Raw genomic sequence first — 23,537 nt, forward strand, 5'->3', positions numbered from 1 at the left:
ATACAAAAAGATGTTTAACGAGTACGATGTCATAGTAGTGGGAGCCGGCCATGCCGGATGTGAAGCGGCTCATGCGGCGGCTCAAATGGGATCGAAGGTATTGCTCATTACGATGAACATGAATACCATTGCCCAGATGTCCTGCAACCCAGCCATGGGTGGAGTAGCCAAAGGTCAGATTGTGCGGGAGGTAGATGCCCTCGGGGGTATGTCAGGTATTATCTCTGATAAAACCATGATTCAGTTCCGCATGCTCAACCGTTCGAAAGGTCCAGCCATGTGGTCTCCCCGATGCCAATCCGACCGGATGCGTTTTGCGGAAGAATGGCGTCTGGCTTTGGAACAAAATAAAAACGTCGATTTCTGGCAGGAAATGGTTTCAGGACTTCTGGTGGAAGAGGGTAAAGTAACCGGCGTTCGCACCCAGCTCGGTATTGAAATCAAATCCAAATCTGTCGTACTAACCAACGGAACATTCCTGAATGGATTAATTCATATTGGTGAAAAACAGTTTGGAGGAGGACGTACCGCTGAACGAGCAGCGACTGGCATTACGGAACAACTCGTTCAATTAGGTTTTGAAGCCGGACGAATGAAAACCGGAACGCCGCCACGCGTGGATGCTCGCAGTCTGGATTATTCTAAAATGGAAGAACAACTGGGAGATGAGCTACCCGGTAAATTTTCTTACCTGGATACGCCCGTATTGCAAGAACAACGCAGTTGCTGGATTACGTATACCAATCACGAAGTCCACGAAATTCTGCGGACTGGGTTTGAGAAATCGCCCATGTTTGCGGGTCGGATTAAAGGATTAGGTCCTCGCTACTGCCCTTCCGTCGAAGATAAAATCAACCGTTTTGCGGATAAAGATCGTCACCAGATTTTCGTAGAACCTGAAGGATGGAATACCGTTGAAGTGTACGTCAATGGGTTTTCAACGTCACTGCCTGAAGATGTACAGTATGCTGCTTTGAAAAAAATTCCCGGCTTTGAACAGGTACGTATGTTCCGCCCGGGGTATGCTATTGAGTATGACTTCTTCCCTCCAACCCAGTTAAAGTCTACGCTGGAGACCCAACTGATTCAGGGGTTATTCTTTGCCGGACAGATTAATGGAACGACAGGTTATGAAGAAGCCGCTTGCCAGGGACTCATGGCAGGTATCAATGCACACAATCAAGTTCACGGAAAAGAGCCTTTTGTATTGCATCGCTCAGAGGCTTACATCGGGGTTTTAATCGATGACCTGATTAATAAAGGTACGGAAGAACCCTACCGGATGTTTACTTCCCGGGCCGAATACAGAACCCTGCTTCGTCAGGATAATGCGGATCTTCGCTTAACTGAAAAAGGCTATCAACTGGGGCTGGCTTCGGAAGAACGCTACCAAAAGGTGCAGGAAAAGCGGATGATGACCGCCCGATTGATCGATGACCTCAAAAAAATGAAGGTTACTCCCGAAGAGGCAAATGTGGGTCTGGAGCGTCAGAACTCAGCTTTATTGCGGGAAAAAACCAATTTATACCAACTTTTAAAGCGTCCAGAATTGGATATTCACGGACTTCTTGACCTGAGCACTGCTACAGCGGAACTACGGAGCCTATATTCAGACGAAATTCTGGAGCAGGCGGAGATCAATGTGAAGTATGAGGACTACATGGAACGGGAGCGAAGTCAGGTGGAAAAACTGAGTCGCCTTGAAAATCTGGTCATTCATCCTAACTTCGACTATAGCAAACTGACGGCCTTATCTATTGAAAGTCGGCAGAAGTTAACCCGTATTCGTCCCGAAACGCTGGGCCAGGCTTCCCGCATCAGTGGGGTATCTCCCTCGGATATTTCAATCCTGATGGTGCATCTGGGCCGATAGCCATCCAGACTTTCTTATGAAAACCCCTTCCTCCGCGAAGGGGTTTTTTATTAGCCTTAAGCATATTTAACGAAGTCATGAAAGATGCTCGACCGATATGCTCAGGGAATCAAAACTCATCGGCTATTTTTGAAGCATGAAAATGGAAACCCTCAGTTGCTGCCCAGTGTGCAAAGGGGAGCGACGTACCCCCTACCTGGTTTGCAAGGATTATACTGTTAGTCAGGAAGAATTCACACTGGAGCAATGCCAGTCCTGCGGCTTTGTTTTTACAAATCCACGTCCCGCAGAAAATGAAATTGGAGCCTATTACCAATCGACCGATTATATCTCTCACAGTAATACCAAACAGGGATTAGTCGCCAAAGCTTATCACAGTGTTCGGAAGATTACGCTTCAAAACAAGCTCAAACTGGTCAATGAATTAAGCCCTAAAAAAGGTCGCTTACTCGATGTGGGTTGCGGCACGGGCATGTTTCTATCAGTATGTAAAGAGGACGGCTGGCAAGTAGCAGGCATTGAACCCGACGCCGGAGCCCGCCAAATTGCAGTCGAACAAACGGCTGAACATATTCAGTCTTCCATTCTCGAAAGTTATGCAGGGGAGACCTTTCAGATGATTACGATGTGGCATGTGTTAGAGCACATTCATCAACTCGATGCAACCCTAAACTGGCTGAAAGATCGGGTAGCGAATCAGGGTCATCTGGTCATTGCGGTTCCCAATTTGCAGTCTTTCGATGCTCAGGAATACGGTAAATACTGGGCCGCTTACGACGTACCCCGCCACCTGTATCACTTCTCACAAAAGGCCATTCAACAATTAGTATCAGAAAAAGGATTTACACTGACGCAAACCTTACCCATGCCTTTCGATTCGTTTTACGTGAGTATGCTCAGCACGAAATACCGGGATGGTAAAATCAATTATGTGGAAGCCGTACGGAAAGGGCTTCGCTCGAATCAGTGGGCCAAAAGCCATCAGAACAATTACTCCAGCCTTATTTATGTATTCAAAAAAGCGTAACCATTTCACCGCATTATGCTGGGCCATCATATGGATGATCGGGCTGGCGGGTTGTGCCCAGCAGAGTTCGCCGTCGGGTGGAGAAAAAGACTTAACGCCCCCGAAAGTGGCTCGCCAGGTACCTGAAAATCTAACGACGAACTTTAAAGGGAAAATCGTTGAGCTGGATTTTGATGAGTATATCAACATCGATAACCTGAATCAACAGTTACTTATTACCCCCGCCATTGAAGGAACGTTTGACTTTAAAACTTACCCCAAAGGCGTGCGGATTACTTTCGAAAAAGACTTCCGCCCCAACACCACTTACACCTTAAACTTTCGGAATGCATTCAAGGATGTAACCGAACGCAACCCTGCCCGGAACGTTAAACTGGTTTTCAGTACAGGTACTCAACTTGACTCGCTTCGCTTGCAGGGAACGGTGAAGGAGTTACTTACTGACCGTCCGGTGTATGATGCTCTGGTCGGATTATACCAGGTAAGTGACACCCTGAAGTTTTCGAAAAACAAACCTTATTACCTGACGAAGACCGACAGCTCCGGTCGATTTAATCTGGAAAATATGGCTCCGGGACGGTACTGGCTAGCGGCTTTGAAAGACGTTAACAATAACCTTTTATATAATACCGAAAAAGAAGCCATCGCTTTTCACCCCAACCCTATTACCATACCCGGCTTCACGGATTCGCCCGTTCTTAAAATTACAAACGCTGACCAGTCGCCGCAGCGAACCCCCAAGACGCTGGCAACATCCCGGACTTTTTCTCTGATTTATCCCAGAGGCATTACTTCGGTTAAGGTTAAATTTGCGGGTGACAGCTTGCCTTACGCTCTGATGGAATCCAACCAGATCCGGTTTTATAATACCATCAATTCTACGGATACCTTACGGGCCAGTGTTACCGTTCAGGATTCTCTGGGTCGCAATTTTACCAGCGATCAAAAAATTCGTTTCCGCGAAAAAGGCAAACGTGATGCGGATACCCGCGAATCTCTGGAAGTAAAACAAACGCCGAAAAGTGGAGAAGACATAGACGAGGTTTTTAAAATGCAGATGGTATTCAACAAACCCATCACCCGCTTTAATCCGCTATTGGTCCGCATTCAGGAAGATACTATTCGCGATGTTAATTTCACTGCTAACGATTTTGAATGGAATGCCTATCGAACGGAATTCAAGATCGAAAAGGAATTAAAATTCAAACGCGACGTTCGCAGCCTTTTTCCGAAAGGCACTTTCATTTCCATTGAAGAAGATACCGTGCAGGCCGTAAAAAATTTGAATCCATTACGTGATCCCGAAAAGTACGGGACCATCAGTGGCGAAGTTCGAAACGTCCAGTCGAATTATATGGTCGAGTTATTAAGTGCAGCCGATTTCAAAGTGATTCGCAGCATTCCTAATAAGAGCCCTTATACCTTTACCGCCGTCCCTCCGGGAACCTATAAGTTAAGGCTCATTCTGGATTTGAATAAAAATGGTAAATGGGATGCGGGTAATCCTGATGAATTCATTCCGCCTGAGCCCGTCATCGTCTTTCCGAATGATATTAAGCTTAAGGCCAATTTCGAGTTACTAGGTAACGACTTTTCATTGTAGCCAGTTGCTTATCCCCATCAAAAGCCTATCCCACTCGGACGGGCTTTTTTATGCCTGAAAAGACCGATAAAAGGCCTTTTTACTATGTGGAAAAGTCCGGTGGAAAAAGTCATTTTGGGTCCTAAAATAGGGGACTACGGAAAAGCTACATTCTAAATTAAAAATGTCCAAACTTTCTGTGGATAAGAACGTTGATAAACCGGCTTTTTGCTGTGGATAGTGGGGAAAAAGCCTGTGGACTATTCATAGGGCTATCCACAATCCAATCCCTAAAGACTGAAAATGAAAGTTATCCGTTGAAAACTCCCGAGTAATCCCCGAATCATGAACTAGTTATTAACCGTTTTTCCAGGGGTAAAAATTATCCACTTTTCCACGGTGTATAACTCTTCAAAATGTGGGTAAATAGAATTTAATTGTAAATCAGTATATTAGATGTGCACAAAGATGTGGGTAAGTGTGGACAAGCCGTGATTTAATCAACGATGATCCAATCAAGTGTTTTTGAAAAAAAATTTATTCACTTTTCCACCGGCTTTATAACAACCATTAAAAAAGATTTTAAAAAAGAATTTCTTAATAAATGTAAATGGTGAAGAAACTGTTCAGACTGTTCTTTTGCGGAGCTCTTCTGATTTCGTTTGGGAGTAATGCTCAGATTATGCCCGCTCAGGTGGAGACGCCGGAAGTTCAATTGGGGAAAGAATACCTTCGCAATGGGGAATATGAAAAAGCCCGTGCTACCCTTGAGAAACTGGCTAAAGAGAAAAGCCTGCTGGCGGAAGTATACGAGCCTTACCTCGAAAGTCTGGTTAAGTTGAAAGACTGGAATCAGGCTGAAAAATTTTTGAAAAAGCAGATGAAGGAAGAGCCCGAGAATCCCTTCTACTCACTGGACTATGCCCGTATGCTCGAAAGTCAGGGAAAAGTCAAAGAAGCTGATAAATGGTATAACGAAGCTTTGGTAAAAGGACAGCGAAAAGAAGAATGGACGTATCGGCTCGGAAAGAACCTGGCCGATAAAGATCAGCTCGATTGGGCCCTAAAACTCTTCCAGGAGGCTCGAAAAGCTCAGCGTGACCCATCACGCTATTCTTTGCAGATCGCTCGTCTGCATCGACTTTTGGGCCAATCGGAAGCCATGATCGAGGAATATCTCGTCTTTGGATCGAATGAAAGTAATACCGATCTGGTGCAGGGCATTTTGCAGGATGAAATGAAAGACGAGAAAATCGTACTGGCACTGGAGAAAACGCTTTACCGCAAAGTACAGGAATTGCCCAATGAGAAGTATTACGGGGAAATGCTGATTTGGTTCCTGCTCCAGCAGAAAGAATTTGGGAAAGCCTTCATCCAGGCCCGTGCTCTGGATCGGCGGTTAAAGCAGGAAGGTCAGAAAGTTACGGAAATTGGCTTCCTCGCCATGCAGAACAAAGACTACGAAGCAGCGGGGAAAGTTTTTGAGTATTTGGTGAAAGAATACCCCAAAAGTACCAACTATCCCGTTTATCGCCGTTTGTTAATCAATGCCAAGGAAGAAGTGGTTAAGACCACTTATCCCGTGAAACAGGAAGATATCCGGGTACTGATTAACGAATACGGTCGCTTGTTAGCGGAATTGGGTGAAAACCCCCGTACGCTGGAAGCCCTGCGTAACTCGGCTCACCTCTACGCGTTTTACCTCGACGAGAAAGATACAGCCGCCGCCATTCTCCAGAAAGCCATTCAGGCGGGTGGAATGGATCAGGATTTTGTGAATAAGTGCAAGCTGGAGTTAGGTGACGTTTTCCTGTTGAAAGGCGAACCCTGGGAATCCACACTACTTTACTCGCAAGTGGAAAAGTCAGCGAAAGACAGTCCGATGGGTTACGATGCCAAGTTGAAAAACGCGAAGTTGTCGTATTACAAGGGCGATTTTGAGCTGGCCAAAGATGTACTGGATATTCTCAAAAAGGCCACTACTCGCGAAATCTCCAACGATGCCATTGAGTTGAGTTTATTAATTCAGGACAATACGGGCATGGATACCACCGAAACGGCTATGAAAGCCTACGCGGCGGTAGATCTGTTACTTTTCCAGAACCGGACGGATGAAGCTCTGGCTTCGCTCAATGACCTATACCAGAAATACAAAGATCATTCGCTGGCCGATGAGATTCTCTGGCGAAGAGCCAATACGCTGATCAAGGAAAACCGGACGGATGAAGCCATTGAAGATCTCGATAAAATCATCAAAACCCACCCTCAGGACATTCTGGGTGACGATGCTTTGTTTTTGATGGCGAAGCTTCAGCAGGAGAATAAAAATGATAAGGAAACGGCAATGAAGCTGTATCAGGAAATCCTGACGAAGTATCCCGGTAGTATTTACACCGCTGAAGCCCGCAAACGTTTTAGAAATCTTCGGGGTGATGCAATAAATTAATCAATCTTTTCGATTGTTAAGTTAGAGTTCGTGGCTCGTGGAAATACCGTTGAAAAACGGACGTGGGCCGCAACTGGATGAGCCACGAACTTCTATCCCCCTCTTTTCGTTGTGGAAAAGTCATTCCTATTGTTAATAACCCAACAAAGTTATCCACATGTCTACTTTAAGCCGTCTTGTCAAGCAGGGCCTTTTCTGCGGTTTGGTGTTTCTGTGCGGACCCGCTTTTTCTCAAAATTCTTCTGATAATCAGGAAGATAAGTTTCCAACTTGGAGTTACGGCTCGCAAAAACTACAAAAAGGGCCTTGCGACGTATATCTATTTAAGTCTAATCAACATGCCGAAGGCGTTGTGGATAACATTCTGAAGTCGGCGGGCATGGGTTTTGGGAAGCGAAACTTTCAGGTGGTCGAATGTCCCAATACCGATAACTGTTATGCTACCATTATCAACGGAGTTCGCTACGTAGTTTATGACAATGCCTTTTTAAAGCAGGTAGAAAACCGCACCCGCACGGATTGGTCGGCTACTAGTATTATGGCTCACGAGATTGGTCACCACATTTTGGGTCATACATCGGACGGTACCGGCAGTCGCCCTGATAAGGAGCTACAGGCTGATTACTTCTCTGGTTTTGTTATCCACAATCTGGGGGGAACTTTGGAAAACGCCCAAATTGCGATTCAGCTTTTACAGAACGACGAAGGCGACGCGACGCACCCTGCCAAACGTGATCGATTATCCGCAATTGAGAAAGGATGGCGTGAAGCGGATAATTTTTACCCACGTATAGCGAATAAAGTTCCAGATTCCTCCCCTACCCCATCGGCTCCCGTTGAAACCAAAGCCCCGGTAATAGTAGCAGAAGCTCCTGCCCGCACGGGTTGTGTTACCGGCAACTGTTCGGAAGGCATGGGTTCCTATGTCAATCGGAAGACACTGGAGAAATACGAAGGGCAATGGAAAAATAATCGGCCTAACGGGGTCGGTACACAATTTTACGCCAATGGCAAAAAGAAATACGAAGGTGATTTCTTGAACGGTCGTTTTGAAGGCAAGGGAACGCTCTGGTATACCAACGGAGCGGTGTATTCCGGAGACTTTTACGCCGGAGTTTGTCAGGGTGTGGGTATGCTTAAATTCAAAAATGGCGACCGCTATATTGGCGAATTTAAAAACGGTTACCGACATGGCCGAGGTAAATACGTTTATTCCAGTGGATACGAAGAAGTTCTGTACTACATCAAAGATGCTCGACAGGACAAAAAATAACGATTTATTTTTCAAATGAGAAGGCCGGATTACCGGCCTTTTTTTATGTATACTCGTAACTGTTTTCGGAGTATTCTTTATTAAGTATAACTTAGACTTGAAATCTGAATACTTAGCCACAAACCACATTATAATGCAAGTAATAACCTCCTCATTTCCCAGCGAAGCGAAAGAGTACCCGTATAAGCGAGTTTTTGAAGTATTAACCCGATTCGTTCAGGAAACGAACAGCCAGGAAGCTCTAGCCTCTAAAAAGAATGGTGTATGGGAAAAAATACCGGCGGCTGAGTTTCTTCGTCAAGCCAATCTGGTGAGTTTAGGTTTGTTGAAAGCGGGTATTCGGAAAGATGATAAGATTGCAATTGTGTCGAATAACCGTCCGGAATGGCATTTCATTGATTTCGGAATTCAGCAAATCGGAGCGGTATCGGTTCCCTTATACCCTACCATTACTGTTGACGATTACCGTTACATTCTTAATGATGCCGGAGTAAAAATTGTATTTGTATCCAATGAAGCTCTGTATGGTAAGGTATCTGAAGCGGTCAATAGCCTTTCCGAAGTACCTCAAATCTATTCCATTGATTCCATTACAGGCGTAAAGAACTGGAAGGAGCTAACGGATCTGGCGAATGAAGCAGACATTCCGTCGCTGGAGGAAATCAGAGAAACCGTTCAGCCTGAGGATTTATTAACCTTGATTTATACGTCAGGTACGACCGGAACGCCCAAAGGAGTCATGTTAACGCACCGAAATGTGATCTCTAATATTGAAGGCGTAAAACCTTACATGCCCATGAAACCTCACGAGCGGGGGCTAAGTTTCCTGCCTTTGAGTCACGTATATGAGCGGACCATTCTCTACGTGTATATGCGATACGGAGTATCGGTTTTCTACGCTGAAAGCATGGATACGATTGCGGATAACCTCAAGGAGGTAAAGCCCACTGTATTCACGACGGTGCCGCGTCTTTTGGAAAAAGTGTACGATAAGATTGTGGCCAAAGGGTATGAATTAAAGGGAATCAAGAAGCAGTTATTCTTCTGGGCTTTGAAGCTAGGGCTTCGGTATGATCCCGCCGTTGATCAGGGTTTTTGGTATAATACGCAGTTGAAACTGGCTCGCAAACTCATCTTCAGTAAATGGAAAGAGGCTTTAGGCGGGAACATCAAAATCGTTTGTACCGGATCGGCGGCCTTGCAGCCCCGTTTGTCCCGCGTGTTCTGGGCGGCGGAAATCCCCGTAGCCGAAGGCTATGGCCTGACCGAAACTTCGCCCGTGGTCTCCGTAGGCCGGGTGAATCCGCCTGACCTGCGGGTAGGTTGCGTGGGTAGTGTGTTGCCCGAAGTAACTGTCAAAATTGCGGATGATGGTGAAATTCTGGTCAAGGGTCCCAATATTATGAAGGGGTATTATAACCAGCCGGAACTGACGGCTCAGGCTATTGACGCCGAAGGCTGGTTTCATACGGGTGATATTGGCGAAGCCGTCGAAGGCCGTTTTCTAAAGATTACGGATCGAAAGAAAGAAATGTTCAAAACCTCGGGAGGTAAATACGTAGCCCCTCAGTTGATTGAAAACAAGCTTAAGGAATCGAAGTACATTGAACAAATCATCGTGGTGGGTGAAGGTCAGAAATTTCCATCGGCCATTATTGTTCCCAACTTCGAGGCCTTGAAGGTGTATTGTAACCTTAATCAGATTGAATACTCTACGCCCGAGAAGATGATAAAAAACGAACAGGTACTGGAAAAACTGCACCTGGAAATCGAAAAGTTAAACGAAAGTTTTGCCCAGTTCGAACGTGTGAAGAAGTATACATTACTCAGCAAACTCTTTACCATCGACGCCGGAGAATTAACTCCAACGTTGAAAATCAAACGCAAAGTAGTGGTTCAGAAGTATAAGGATTTGATCGAAAGCATGTATAGTTAGTTGATAGTGGTTGGTTATTAGTTTTTCTTTCTAACAACTAATAACCAACCACTCAAATTACTAAACTGTCGCCCGCTTTCGCCAGATGGCGTAAAACGGTAAGCCCGTGGCCATTAATAACAAACCTATCAAAGCCTCTGTTGTACGGTTAAAAAGGGTGTTGATCACTAGAAAGCCACAGAAAATCAGGAAGAGGGCGGGTACTACAGGGTAACCAATCACCTTGTAGGGACGATTGACATCTGGCATTTTCCGGCGTAAAATGAACACGCCCAGCGTTGTAGCTCCGTAAAAAATGAACGAAGCGAAAATAAGCATATCGGTTAACTGATCGAACGTTCCTGATAAAATCAGTACCGAAGACCATACGCCCTGCATCCACAATGCTTTAGAAGGCGTATTAAAAACCGGGTGAATATAATTCGCTGATTTAAAGAACAAACCGTCCTTCGCCATCGCGTAAAACAAACGCGAAGCCATCAAAATCGTACTGCTGGTACAGTTGAATGTCGTAACCAGAATCAGCAAAGAAATGGCTAATCCACCCCCTGCTCCCAGAAAATGCTTCACGGCTACCACCGCTGCGATACCATTTTGTGACTTATGCACATTAATAATCTCGTCAATGGGTAATACGTAGAAGTACACGAAGTTCATCAATAGATAAATCGTCATGATGATCAGTGTACCGATAGTTAAAGCCCAGGGGAGATTTCGTTGCGGATTTTCAATTTCTCCACCGATATACCCCAGATTATTCCAGCCTTCATAAGCCCAGAACGCACTTAAACAGGCCAAAGCTAAGGCACTCAGAAGCGTTCCTCCTGACATGGCTTCAGCGTTAAAATCAATCGAAGGTTGCTGAATATTAGCCCAGCTTCCAGTGGATGAAGTTAACCCCAGAATAATGATAACCAGCATGGTTCCAATCATGGTTACCGTCAGAATCCGGCTGATGGTTTCACCCATTTTTAATCCTCGGGCATTGAGAAAAGTCAGAGCTAACACCAGTCCAATGGCAACGGCCTTAACACTGAGGTTATCCAGCGGGTGCAATCCCAGAAGGTTAATATCCGCCAGGGAGGCGGGCGTGGCGGGTAGGGTAATGAGTGAGCCTAACGATTGAGCGAATACGTAAGAAATGGAAGCAATCGATGCCGTTCTGATGACCGCGAAGTTGGTCCAGCCGAGCAGAAAGGCAAAAAAGCGATTGTAGATGGTTCGAAAATAGACGTATTCCCCACCCGAATCCACGAGCATACTGGCAACCTCTGCATTACTGAGCGTTCCGGCCAGACTAATTAATCCTGCCAATAACCAGGCCGCCAGCACCAGGCCCGGCGATTGTAGCTCAGCCGACATGGGGGCTACTTTTTTAAAAACGCCCGTCCCGATAACCGCACTGATAACAAACACAATCCCGGATACCAGGCCAATAGACCGACGAAGATGACCCTGTGATTCAGGCATAAGAATAGTTTATGTAGGTAATTTGATGAAATATGAAAGCAAATTCGGAAAAAATAGGCATTACTGGGTGTTTGTTTGGAATTAATATTCGTAGAGACGTCGATTTATCGCGTCTAATTCCGCGTATCTATTTCAAATAAATAGGAATCAGATAAAAAGAAGACGCGATAAATCGACGTCTCTACGGATTAGGCCTAGCAGAATCGCTATTCTTCACAAAATCAGGGTAACTTTGTCTTTTACGAAGCAAATTAGTATGGCTCTCACTACCTTAACCGCTATCTCTCCCGTAGATGGCCGCTATCGCCGGGCGACGGAATCCCTGGCTCCCTTTTTCTCAGAGTTCGGGTTAATTCACTATCGGGTTCGGATTGAAATCGAATACTTTATTGCCCTTTGCGAATTGCCGCTTCCCCAACTGGCTCAGTTTGATACGGCTCTTTTTGGAAAGTTACGCTCCATTTATACAGAGTTTTCAGAAACGGACGCCCTCCGAATCAAAGAAATTGAGAAAACGACCAATCACGATGTGAAGGCCGTTGAATACTTTATCAAGGAAAAACTTAAAGATCTGGACATTGAGCAGTATCTGGAGTTTATCCACTTTGGCTTAACGTCTCAGGACGTAAACAATACGGCTATCCCATTATCGCTAAAAGAAGCGATGGAGGCAGTCATTACTCCTGCCTTTGAGGAAGTTATCCACAAGTTAACCGAACGGTCTGAAAGCTGGAAAGACGTGGCTCTGCTGGCACGTACGCACGGTCAGCCCGCTTCTCCAACCCGTTTGGGCAAGGAGATTCTGGTATTCATCGAACGTATTAAACAGCAGCAGGCCCTGTTAACCGCTATTCCACACGCGGCTAAGTTCGGTGGAGCAACGGGTAACTTCAATGCCCACTGGGTCGCTTACCCCGCTTTTAACTGGCCTGAGTTTGGGAATACGTTTGTGGATAACTTGGGATTAACCCGTAGTAAGTACACCACTCAGATTGAACACTACGACCATCTGGCGGCTTTACTGGATACTTTGAAACGCCTGAACACCATCCTCATTGATTTTTCTCGGGATGTGTGGACGTACGTTTCCATGAATTACTTCAAGCAAAAAATCAAAGCGGGGGAAGTCGGTTCTTCGGCGATGCCTCATAAGGTTAACCCCATTGATTTTGAAAATGCCGAAGGAAACTTCGGAGTGGCGAATGCCTTATACGAACACCTGTCGGCCAAGTTACCTATTTCACGTTTGCAACGCGATCTGACTGATTCAACGGTACTGCGGAATTTGGGTATGCCTTTGGCTCACACACTGATCGCTCTGAAATCTTTACTTCGCGGCATTGACAAATTGGAATTAAATCAGGCGGCCATCGATGCCGACCTAGAGGCCAACTGGGCCGTAGTAGCCGAAGCAATTCAGACGGTATTACGTCGCGAAAGTTATCCACAACCTTATGAAGCTCTCAAAGCCCTGACCCGGAAGAACGAAGCGATCACTGAAAAAACGATTGCTGAGTTTATTGAGACTCTGGATGTGTCAGAAGCCATAAAAGCCGAATTGAGAGCCATTTCGCCCTTTAATTACCTCGGTGTACTTGAATAAGTCTAAAAATCAGGTTTCGTTCGATTTGTGGACAACAATTTTGAGTGTGGAAAAATATGTGGATAAGTTGTTGATTTTCAAAAATTAAGGGTGGATAAATAATCGGTTTTAAGGCTCTGAGAATTGAATAAAAATTTAGAGTTGGGCAGTTGAGCATACGTATCGAATTCTCAGTGACCCATTTTCCACCGAGTTATAAGATTTTGGAAGCATCCCCGTTTGGTAGCTGTACCATTCGGGGATTTTTTCTAAGCGATTGTTTTATTTTTGAAGAATGAAGATTTTGCACACAGCCGACTGGCATTTAGGAAAGAGACTTTACCAAACGGACTTGCTTGAAGACAGCCGTCGGTTTGTGGACTGGTTGTTGCAGACCATCGAAGAACGGCAAATTGATGTGTTACTCGTTGCGGGGGATATTTTCGACACGGCTAACCCTTCTACGGAAGCGATGCAGGTGTATTACGATTTTCTCAGAAAATTAATACGTCTGAAATGTCGGCTGATTATTACGGGTGGTAACCACGACTCGGCGGCGGTCCTCAATGGCCCCCGCGAGTTACTGGCCTTATTGGATGTACACGTCATTGGCGGAGCCTGTGATGATTGTCACGAAGAAGTCCTTCCCCTACTCGACCGTCATGGAAAACTTCAGGCTGCCGTCGCCGCCGTTCCTTTCCTGCGGGATCGGGATTTGAAACGTTCGGTGGAAGGCGAAACCTTTGAAGATCGCCGCATGGCCGTTCGGGCGGGTATTCAGCGTCGATACGACCAGGTGCATGCTCATGGCCGAAAAACCTACGCTGATGTACCCCTTTTAGGCATGGGTCATTTGTTTGTGAATGGCTCTGCTACGTCCGACAACGACGAAAAACTGCATAGCATTGGTACACTCGATTTGTTTGAGGTAAGTCTTTTCCCTGCTTTCGATTACCTGGCTTTGGGACATATCCACAGACCTCAAATGTTAGGGAAAAAGGAGTATGTTCGTTACTCGGGCTCGCCCGTAGCTCTCAGCTTTAGTGAAAGACTGGATGAGAAATTAGTTATCCACATCGAGATAAAGAATAATAAGATTATTGATATTCAGGAAGTTAACATTCCTAAATTTCGCCAGCTACGCCGATTCAGGGGGTCATTCACCGAGATAGAAACGCTATTGAATAGTTATCAACATTCGGATGAGTTATCCACATTAGCTGAAATAGAAATCCACGAAGAGCATCGCGATCCGGCATTGATTGATCAGGCAAAGGCTTATTTTTTGAAACTGAACCATTCTCACCTTTCCGTGTTGAACTGGCGATTCAAATTCCAGCAACAACTCAAAACGACTGATGAATTATTCGGTGAAACCATGGCTTTGCCCGAGCTGGCTCCTGCTCAGGTATTTGAGCAGTGGTTGCAGGAAAATGCTGGTTCTGACGAATCCAAAGTCTTATTAACGGAAGCTTTCCACGAGTTGATGAATTCGGTGCAGTAAAGCCTGAATTCATTCCCTGATGATCCAACATCCGAATGCGTATTTTAAAAGTTAGTTTCGAGAATATTAACTCCTTACGGGGCCAGCATACCATTGATTTTCAGAATGAAGCTGCGTTTCGCAACTCCAATCTTTTTGCCATTACCGGCCCCACCGGAGCGGGGAAAACCACAATTCTCGACGTAATTACCCTGGCTTTGTATCACCGAACGCCTCGATTGGGAGAGGTCAATAGTAATCTGCTGGAAAAACTGGGAGGTATTCTCACCCGGGATACCAATCAGGCTTATGCGGAAGTTAGCTTTACCACGCCACGAGGGTCGTACCGGGCCAAGTGGAGTTTACAGCGGGAAATCATCAGCCGGGGAGCTAATAAAGGACAGTCCCGACTGGATGAATACGCTGAAATTGCTGATTTAGAAAGTAATACCATTCTGGCCTCGAAGAAAAAGAAGGAAGTTCAGGAAGAAATCCGAAAACGGGTTGGGCTGGATTATGAACAATTTGTCAAAGCCATCTTGCTTTCGCAGGGCGACTTTGCGGCTTTTCTGAAAGCCAGACGCGAAGAACGGGCGGAGTTACTCGAACGGATTACGGGTACGGAGATCTACCGGAAACTCGGTATGGAAGCTTTTTCCCGCTGGCACGATCACCATAAAAAAGAAATCGAAAGCAAACAACAAAGCCTTGATCTTCAGAAAATTCTTACGGAAGAAGAGCTAAAAGTCTTGCTGGAAGAAATAGAAAAGCACGAAGAGTTATACCGAGTATCTGAAACAAAACGAAAATCGCTGGAAGTACAGGTGCAGCGAAAAAAGCGGATTCGGGAAATTCAGACTGCTCTCGACGTACTGCATCAGAGAGAATACCCACGTTGGAATGTGGATAAACAAACCTTTGATACGCAGGATGCTCTGGTCCTGGAACGGCATGAACGAGTCCAGCAATTTTCAGAACCGCTTACGAACTATCAGCTACAGGAGCAAAGCCTGAAAAGCACTAAGCTTCAGTGGGAACGGATTACCAAAGAGCAGGCACTGGCTCAGCAAAACCAGAAGCAGTTACTATCAGACATTGCAGGACTAGTAACGGAATTAGTGACGGCCCAGTCAGCTCAGCGAAGTATTGAGGTTTTTCGGGAAAAAGTGAGCCAGAGTTACACGGATCAGCAGATGGCCAGCCAGAACTGGGGAACGGCTAAAAATCAGGCGTTTGAGTTACTAACCAAAACCCAGTCGCCCGAAATTCAGTCCTTCTGGAGCCGTGGAGCGTACGCCGATTGTCTCAGTATTTCCCGCGAAGCCTGGCAGGAAATTAATCAACGCAAAACGGAACTTCAGCAGTTATACCAACTAGACAAGAACACCGATGTCCAAACGCTTCGCCAAGAGTCGATGCAACGGCGGGAAGCGTATCAACAACTGGAAATTCAGGTTCGACATTACGAAAATCTCCGAAAGCGATTAACGGATTATGATCGGCAAGTGGAAGAACAACGAAAGTTAATCCACGAACAATTACCACTTATCCACAAATCCACACAAGAGGTAACGGAAGCCAGAAATCTACTACAAATCGCTCAGGAAGAACAACTTAACTTTATTAGGGAAACATCAATCCCCCGGTTACGCACAGAGTTATCCACAGAACAGCCTTGTCCAGTGTGTGGATCAACGCACCATCCCGTTTTGTTAAAAACGGATGAAGAAGATCACTTCAGTGTGGATATCTATTTGCGGGAACTGGAAAATTTAAAGGCCCGTTTCGAAGCCCGGGAAAGAAATCTGGCGACCCTGGAAACCCGTTTGCGTCAACTGGAAAATGATAGAAAAGGAATTGAGGTAAAGATTCAGACGTTAGAGGCAGAGAAAGCCAATGCTCAAACGGAAGAAAAACCCATTATTCAGGTGATCAGTAAGTGGAAAGCTGATTTAAAGATTGAAAAAATTGGCAAGTCCGAAGAAGTCCGGGATTGGTTGCAAAAAGAAACCGAGCGTTTCCAGCACTTGGAAGAATTACTAAAAATTCAGGAGAAGAGCGAAAGTCTGGCTCAATTTGGCCGCCATCTGAAAGAAGGACTGTCTTACTTCCAGAAACACCAGGAACTAACGGACGCGTTAAAAAAGCTTTACGTAAAAGACATCAAGTTTCTGGCGGGCGATTGTGACGGGTTACTCCAGAAACTGGTGCATAAGTCCTATTCTCCTGAGCAATATACACAGGAGTTAGAAGAATGTCAGCAAAGTTATACACAGGCTGAAATAGCATTTAAAAGCCTGAAAGATAAGTTATTAACAGAGTTATCCACATTTGGATTTAGTTCAGTGGAAGAAGCCAAAGCCGCGTTACTTTCACCGGATAACCACCGAAAATTAACGCAACAAAAAGAACAACTTGTTCAACGAAAAACGCAGCTCGATACCCAACTGGATACCTTAACTCAGGAAATAACGCTTCTTCAGGAACAGGATGAGGCAGCGATTGAGATTTCCACTTTACTAACGGAAATTGAAACGCACAGCATGGTTGAACGGGAGTATCTGCAAAAAATAGGAGGCTGGAAGCAATCGCTGAAAGATAACGAAGTCAGTCGGACTGAGCACGCCAAAAGGCTTGAAGATATTGCGGAACTGGAACAACGTTATAAAAAATGGCGGTTATTAGCCGAAGGTCTGGGGGATCGGGAAGGGAAAAAATTCAATCAGTTTGCTCAGAAATTAACGCTGGCTAATCTGGCTCGTTCGGCCAATAGTCGACTGAAAGATTTATCGGATCGATACCTATTGTTGCCGCCCGAAGGAGACGAAGAAAACCTTTGGGTGCTGGATCGAAACTTCGACGAACGCCGGGCCGTTTCTACCCTATCCGGGGGCGAAACATTTCTGGTGAGTCTGGCTCTGGCTTTGGGACTTAGCGATATGGTATCGAAAAACGTTCGGATTGAAAGTTTATTCATCGATGAAGGCTTTGGTACACTAGATCCCGATACGCTGGAAATTGCTCTGGGAACACTCGAAAAACTCCAGGCGGAATCTAACCGCATGATCGGGATTATCTCGCACGTAGAGGCCTTAAAAGAACGCATTACAACGCAGATTCAGTTGCGGAAACAAGCCAGTGGATTTAGCGAAATGGAAATCGTAGGATAAACTAAAACCCTTTGGCTAAGGTTGTTACTAGTAAGATTTAAAATTAATACCATATGTCGATTACATCGCAGGCAGAAATGGCCGGAATGAAGGAGGTAAGTCAGGCCGTAGCTCTTACCCTGAAGGAAATGCGGACATACGCAAAACCGGGTATGACGACGAAGGAACTGGATAATTTTGGTGGAAAAATCTTAAAGGAACTCGGAGCTAAATCGGCTCCCAGGGCTTCTTACGGTTTCCCGGGCTGGACTTGCATCAGTGTGAATAATGAGGTGGCTCACGGCATTCCTTCGGCTAAGAAAATACTCCGCGAAGGCGATCTCGTCAACGTAGATGTATCAGCTGAGTTGAATGGTTTCTGGGCGGATAATGGCGGTTCGTTTGTGTTAGGAAACGATGCCAGGAATCACCAGCGGTTAGTAGATACTTCGAAGCAAATCCTCCATAAAGCGATTCACCAGATCAAAACGGGTGTTCGGATTGCAGATATTGGCTTACTGATTGAAACAGAAGCTAAAAAGGCGGGCTACCGGGTTATTAAAAACCTGGCGGGGCATGGCATTGGCCGCAAATTACACGAAGAACCCAGCGAGATTCTGAACTGTTATAATCCGCATAACAAATCCCGATTCAAGAAAAATGCGGTAGTAGCTATCGAAACGTTTATCTCTACGCATTCCATTTACGCCGATGAGGCCGGAGACGGCTGGACTTTACTCGGCAATCGCGGTGGTTATGTAGCTCAACACGAGCATACCATTGTGGTAACAGACGATAAGCCCGTGATTCTGACAGAAGCTAACGAAATCTGGAGCTGATTTTAAGATAATTAATTTTAAGATAATTAATGGATGCCAGCTTTTCGCTGGCATCTATACTTCTCAAAAGTTGTAAAATGGGGCACGCTGCTTTTTGGAAAGATATAAGAGTAAAATACTGATAACCGTTTACTGACGTTTCAATAACGCTTTCTGTAGATAATCAACGGAAAAAGTGGTAACGGGCTGAACACTTCCTTTTTTCCCGGAAGTAACTTCAAAAACTAACTCGTCGCCCTTTAGTTCATACGTTGACGTCAACGTAATTCCTTCGGTTTCAAAAAGGCTAAATAGTTTATTTTCAAAACGATAGGAAGGTAATGCAGTACCATCTCCTTCATCAATGACGTAATGACCTTTGCTCTCGTCAACTATCTTCAATGTATAGTCTTTAACTGCGGGATGCTTGGTGGATAAGTATTCCGTTTTCCACAACCAGACCTGAGGGTCCTGCGTTTCGGCTACGGTTAACAGAATCTTGACGCTATCTTTCAGCTGCCCTTTCTGATACATCCGCATCATACCTTCCCACTTTCCAAGACACGCTTTACCAAATGAAACCTGAGCTTTTACGGAGCTTAGCGAAGCCATAATTAAGAAAAGTAAAAGTCTGATTTTCATAAGGTTGTAGAGATTTCTTAGGTAAAGAAGCGATAAATCGCGTCTGGCTTAACAAGGGTAATAGCTATAGGGCATTCAACTATAGCCGAGTGACGGCATGTTTGAGTATCATAAAGCCGCTGCCCGTCGGATACGGTCATTAATGGCTACACCTAAATCCTGCTCGGGTAATAATTCGGCGTAAATATGATCCAAGTCCAGGGCATCGAGTCTTCGCATAGCCGCAAATAGCTGGCGGGCCGCTTCGGCATAATTACCCGTAGGCGAAAGAATTTCCTGATGGGTAAAGCCATAATCGGTTTGAAAACCAAGGATTCCGATCCGATCCGACAGCGGTAGCGTTTCCAATTCTCCATGAATTGAAAGCGGCGTGCGAGGGGCGTAATGACTTTTCAACATCCCCGGAGCCTGTGGATTAGAGCTGGAATGGGCCCTTACCTCGACAGTTCCAATCCAAGCCTCAATCGCTTCAATGGGTGTTCCTCCTTTTCGGTACACTATAACGTCATCGCCTTCAAAACCGACAATGGTAGATTCTACCCCAATTTCGCAAGGGCCACCGTCTAAAATATACGGAATCTTATCGCCTAACTGCTGCTCGACGTGCTCAGCCGTCGTTGGACTTATGTAGCCGAAGGGATTCGCACTGGGAGCGGCCAAGGGGAAAGGTAACTGTTCGAGCAAAGAACGAGTCAATGCATGCTGAGGAATGCGGACGGCCACGGTATCCAGCCCACTGGTTACCAAATCCGGGATTTGCGGGGCTTTGGGTAAAAGGAAAGTAAGCGGACCGGGTGTTAATTTTTCAGCTAGTAACAGAGCTTTCTCGGGAATGTCGCGAACAAACTCCTGTAAACGTTCAAATGAATTGGTGTGGATAATAAGCGGATCAAAAGCCGGACGATTTTTTACCCGGAAAATGGAAAGTACGGCCTCTTCATTCAAAGCATTACCTGCCAGTCCGTAGACTGTTTCCGTTGGAATACCCACCAATGCTCCTGCTTCCAGAAGCTCTTTCGCCCGTTGCAAATCCGTCCCGATCATTTTCTTAGTTTACTGTTTTCTGTCTCGGGTTTTCAGTTTTTAGGCTGTTTATACCCTCTAATCATTACAAAAATACGGCAAAGCATTTTCATTTTATAAAGAAAAACGACCTGCTCTGACGCAGGTCGTTTAAGTACTTAAGTAAATCAGTATTATTTAATTCGGAATATAACCTGAATGCGAGAGGTAAACTTCACCTTTTGGTATTCCAGATCGCTATCAGCAACCTCAGCGGTACTTGCATCTGCTTTCATTAGAGCCATCCGAGGCATAGCCATGTATTGTGGATAAATATCGCCGTCTTCAACTTCGTGAATTTCCAGCACTTCACCCAATTTTCCGCCTAAAGCCTCCACCATGTACGTGGCTTTCTCGCGGGCCTCTTGCAGAGCTTTGATTTTGTTATCCTTACGTAACTGCTCTTTTTTCGAGTAGTCTACCCGGCTGATGCGGGTGCTGCTTACACCACGGGAATCTACTTTTGAGAGCAAGTTATCCACATTATATAATTTCGAAAGTTTCAGTTGATACTGTTTGCTTTCCAGGAACTGAGCGGGGTTTTTCTTTTTGCCCACGCTGCTCTGATAACCTGAAATTCCCTGAATACTCAGAGCCTCTTTAGGCAAGCCCGCTGCCTGAACGGACTGAGCTAACTGTTTTTCGAGAATATCAATGGTCACTTTATCTTTTTGATTTTTCTCGTCGTTGTAATATTCCTTAAGAGTAATGCTCAAATAAAACTCATCGGGGTCCACTTCAACTTCGGAAGTGCCCGTGATCTCGATTTTACGAACGGGTTCTTTATCCACATTTTGAGCGAAAAGGGTGGTACTGAATAATAAGGTTCCGGCAAGCAAAAGAATGTTTTTCATGACTTTGTGTAATTAATTGGTTTTTGAATCATTTCACCCTTTGGATGCAAGCGACTCAAAAATTCCATAAAAGAAGGTTGTTAATGAAAGTTAAAGAAAATAGTACTCTGATAATCAATTAAATAATAACAAAAATAATTTCAAATTCTATTAACCACAGAGTTATCCACACATTGATTTAATAACTCCTGCTGAGTTAGGCTGAGTGAAGGATGCATAAAATCCGGGGCGATCTCAGCGAGTGGAGCCAGCGTAAACCGACGCTCGGGAATGTACGGATGTGGCACCTTCAACTGAGGCAAGTCTAAAATTTCTGAGCCATAATACAGTAAGTCAATATCCAGTAAACGAGCTCCCCATTTCTCCTTCCGAACCCGCCCCATTTCAATTTCAATGGCCTGCGTCTGGGCTAGTACCTCCAATGGTTGTAATGCCGTTGAAAGTAATAAAACCTGATTCAGAAAATTAGGCTGATCCGTCAAGCCCCAGGCCGCCGTTTCCCACAGACTGGATTGTAAAGTAACCGTTCCAACTCGTTCGGAAAGCAGCTCAATAGCCCGCCGAAAAGTCTCCTGACGATCCCCCAAATTAGCCCCCAAAAGCAAAAAAATATCCAAAGCAATGTTTTTAAGAACAAATAACTCAAAACCCTAAACTCAAAACGCTTCTAGCTTCCCCAGTTCTCCCGATCCAGACTTCGATACTGAATCGCCTCAGCTAAATGTTCAATTTTGATTTCTTCCGAACCCGCCAGATCCGCAATGGTTCGCGAAACGCGAAGAATACGATCGAAAGCCCGGGCGGAAAGCTGCAATTTATTCATCGCAGTCTTTAATAACATCTTGCCCGCTTCGCTTAGTGCACAAACTTGCCGAACCATCTCAGAAGACATCATGGCGTTGCAATAGATGCCCGGATTATCCTTGAACCGTTCCGTCTGAATATCGCGGGCTTTAATCACCCGCTCCCGAATCTGAGCACTGGGTTCCGATTTGCGGGTGGAGGAAAGCTGGTCGAAATTGACGGGTGTTACCTCTACGTGCAGATCAATGCGATCTAACAGAGGACCTGAAATTTTACTTAAATACTTACCCACACTTCCCGGTGGACAACTGCATTCTTTTTCCGGGTGGTTGTAATAGCCACAGGGACAGGGATTCATACTGGCAATGAGCATAAAATTTGCCGGAAATTCTACCGCCCAGCGAGCCCTTGAAATACTCACCGTTCGTTCTTCCAGGGGTTGTCGCATGACTTCCAGAGCCGAGCGTTTGAATTCGGGTAACTCATCCAGAAATAAAACGCCATTATGAGCTAGTGAAATCTCGCCGGGTTGAGGCATGCCCCCGCCTCCTACCAAAGCTGCATCAGAAATCGTGTGGTGGGGATTACGGTAGGGTCTTCGGGCAATGAGGGTCGCTTTCGTCCCGAGTTTACCCGCTACTGAATGAATTTTGGTGGTTTCCAGAGCTTCTTGCAAAGACAAGGGAGGCAGAATGCTCGGCAAACGCTTCGCCAGCATGGTTTTTCCAGCTCCTGGCGGACCAATCATGATAACGTTGTGTCCACCAGCGGCGGCAATCTCCAAGGAGCGTTTGATGTTTTCCTGACCCTGCACATCGGCAAAATCCGTTTCATATTCATTCAGTGTACTCAGGAAAATATCCCGCGTATCCGAAATCGTAGGTTCAACCTCCAATGTGCCTTTGAGGAAATCTACGGCTTCCTGAAGCGTCGTTACGCCGATGACATCGAGGTTATTCACAATCGAAGCTTCCGAGGCATTTTCTTTCGGTAGAATAAACCCCTTGAATTTATTCTTACGGGCCTCAATCGCGATGGGCAATACGCCCTTAATAGGCCGAAGTTTACCATCGAGGGATAACTCTCCCATAATCATAAACTCTTCCAATTTCTTCAGGTTGGCTTGTTCTGAAGAATGAATAATACATAAAGCAATGGGCAAATCGTACGCCGAGCCTTCCTTACGCACGTCAGCCGGGGCGAGGTTAATGACCGTTTTGTTACGGGGATAAAAGTAATCCTGATATTTAATGGCCGCCTCTACCCGTTGCACGCTTTCCTTGACGGCACTGTCGGGCAAACCGACCAGATAAGTGTTGTTCCCCTGCCCCACGGTAACTTCAATGGTTACCATCGTTGCATTTACCCCAAAAATGGCCGCTCCGTACGTTTTTGCCAGCATAATCAATCAATGAGAAAATAAACAACAAACTTAAGGTCTTTCCTCTGACAAATGGAGCCGATAAGTAATTGGGAGTAGTCTGAACACAGAAAACCCCTCGAAAGGCATCTCCCAAGGGGTTTTCTGTGCGTTAA

At 45.4% G+C, this 23,537-nt stretch carries 16 protein-coding genes; 10 read left to right on the top strand and 6 right to left on the bottom strand.

Features of this window, described 5'->3' with window-relative positions:
- The first annotated feature begins 10 nt into the window (after nt 1-10).
- The 6 genes from mnmG (at nt 11) to QE357_RS01005 (ending at nt 10,137) form a co-directional block, all read left to right on the top strand.
- On the top strand, nt 11-1,873 hold the full coding sequence (gene mnmG / locus QE357_RS00980) for a tRNA uridine-5-carboxymethylaminomethyl(34) synthesis enzyme MnmG (protein WP_106636424.1): 1,863 nt from the start codon (nt 11-13) through the stop codon (nt 1,871-1,873).
- A 136-nt stretch (nt 1,874-2,009) separates the two neighbouring features.
- The gene (locus tag QE357_RS00985) at nt 2,010-2,900 is read left to right on the top strand and encodes a class I SAM-dependent methyltransferase (protein ID WP_106636425.1); all 891 of its coding nucleotides are present in this window, start codon (nt 2,010-2,012) and stop codon (nt 2,898-2,900) included.
- Complete coding sequence (locus QE357_RS00990; protein WP_309705079.1) at nt 2,881-4,503, top strand: Ig-like domain-containing domain; 1,623 nt, start codon at nt 2,881-2,883, stop codon at nt 4,501-4,503. Before QE357_RS00985 ends, QE357_RS00990 begins: the two co-directional genes overlap by 20 nt.
- 589 nt (nt 4,504-5,092) lie before the next feature.
- A complete protein-coding gene (locus QE357_RS00995; protein ID WP_309705081.1) occupies nt 5,093-6,928 on the top strand; it encodes a tetratricopeptide repeat protein in 1,836 nt (611 codons plus the stop codon).
- Between the two features lie 157 nt (nt 6,929-7,085).
- Complete coding sequence (locus tag QE357_RS01000; protein ID WP_309705083.1) at nt 7,086-8,201, top strand: hypothetical protein; 1,116 nt, start codon at nt 7,086-7,088, stop codon at nt 8,199-8,201.
- A gap of 133 nt (nt 8,202-8,334) precedes the next feature.
- Nucleotides 8,335-10,137 carry a long-chain fatty acid--CoA ligase gene (locus QE357_RS01005; RefSeq protein ID WP_106636428.1) on the top strand — a complete coding sequence of 601 codons (1,803 nt, stop codon included), beginning with the start codon at nt 8,335-8,337 and terminating at the stop codon, nt 10,135-10,137.
- 60 nt (nt 10,138-10,197) lie between these two features.
- Here the strand turns inward: QE357_RS01005 and QE357_RS01010 are convergent, their stop codons facing one another.
- The gene (locus QE357_RS01010) at nt 10,198-11,607 is read right to left on the bottom strand and encodes an APC family permease (protein ID WP_106636429.1); all 1,410 of its coding nucleotides are present in this window, start codon (nt 11,605-11,607) and stop codon (nt 10,198-10,200) included.
- Nucleotides 11,608-11,863: 256 nt separating this feature from the next.
- Between QE357_RS01010 and purB the strand changes: the two genes are divergently transcribed.
- From purB to map, 4 genes are all read left to right on the top strand, one after another.
- Nucleotides 11,864-13,210, top strand: a complete 1,347-nt coding sequence (purB, locus tag QE357_RS01015) for an adenylosuccinate lyase (RefSeq protein WP_106636430.1) — start codon at nt 11,864-11,866, stop codon at nt 13,208-13,210.
- Nucleotides 13,211-13,484: 274 nt separating this feature from the next.
- Nucleotides 13,485-14,693 carry an exonuclease subunit SbcD gene (sbcD, locus tag QE357_RS01020; protein ID WP_106636431.1) on the top strand — a complete coding sequence of 403 codons (1,209 nt, stop codon included), beginning with the start codon at nt 13,485-13,487 and terminating at the stop codon, nt 14,691-14,693.
- Between the two features lie 35 nt (nt 14,694-14,728).
- On the top strand, nt 14,729-17,842 hold the full coding sequence (locus QE357_RS01025; RefSeq protein ID WP_309705091.1) for an AAA family ATPase: 3,114 nt from the start codon (nt 14,729-14,731) through the stop codon (nt 17,840-17,842).
- A gap of 53 nt (nt 17,843-17,895) precedes the next feature.
- Nucleotides 17,896-18,660, top strand: coding sequence for a type I methionyl aminopeptidase (map, locus tag QE357_RS01030; RefSeq protein ID WP_106636435.1), 765 nt, complete (start codon nt 17,896-17,898; stop codon nt 18,658-18,660).
- 129 nt (nt 18,661-18,789) lie between these two features.
- Here the strand turns inward: map and QE357_RS01035 are convergent, their stop codons facing one another.
- From QE357_RS01035 to QE357_RS01055, 5 genes are all read right to left on the bottom strand, one after another.
- Nucleotides 18,790-19,281 carry a hypothetical protein gene (locus tag QE357_RS01035; protein WP_309705094.1) on the bottom strand — a complete coding sequence of 164 codons (492 nt, stop codon included), beginning with the start codon at nt 19,279-19,281 and terminating at the stop codon, nt 18,790-18,792.
- Nucleotides 19,282-19,389: 108 nt separating this feature from the next.
- Nucleotides 19,390-20,325 (bottom strand): L-threonylcarbamoyladenylate synthase, encoded by a 936-nt coding sequence (locus QE357_RS01040; RefSeq protein ID WP_309705096.1) that lies wholly within the window; start codon nt 20,323-20,325, stop codon nt 19,390-19,392.
- 152 nt (nt 20,326-20,477) lie between these two features.
- Nucleotides 20,478-21,197, bottom strand: coding sequence for an SIMPL domain-containing protein (locus QE357_RS01045; protein WP_106636438.1), 720 nt, complete (start codon nt 21,195-21,197; stop codon nt 20,478-20,480).
- A 140-nt stretch (nt 21,198-21,337) separates the two neighbouring features.
- Nucleotides 21,338-21,814, bottom strand: coding sequence for a 2-amino-4-hydroxy-6-hydroxymethyldihydropteridine diphosphokinase (folK, locus tag QE357_RS01050; protein ID WP_309705100.1), 477 nt, complete (start codon nt 21,812-21,814; stop codon nt 21,338-21,340).
- 50 nt (nt 21,815-21,864) lie between these two features.
- Nucleotides 21,865-23,403 (bottom strand): YifB family Mg chelatase-like AAA ATPase, encoded by a 1,539-nt coding sequence (locus QE357_RS01055; protein WP_309705102.1) that lies wholly within the window; start codon nt 23,401-23,403, stop codon nt 21,865-21,867.
- Between the last annotated feature and the right edge of the window lie 134 nt (nt 23,404-23,537).

Source organism: Siphonobacter sp. SORGH_AS_0500 (genome assembly GCF_031453245.1).
Lineage (GTDB): Bacteria > Bacteroidota > Bacteroidia > Cytophagales > Spirosomataceae > Siphonobacter.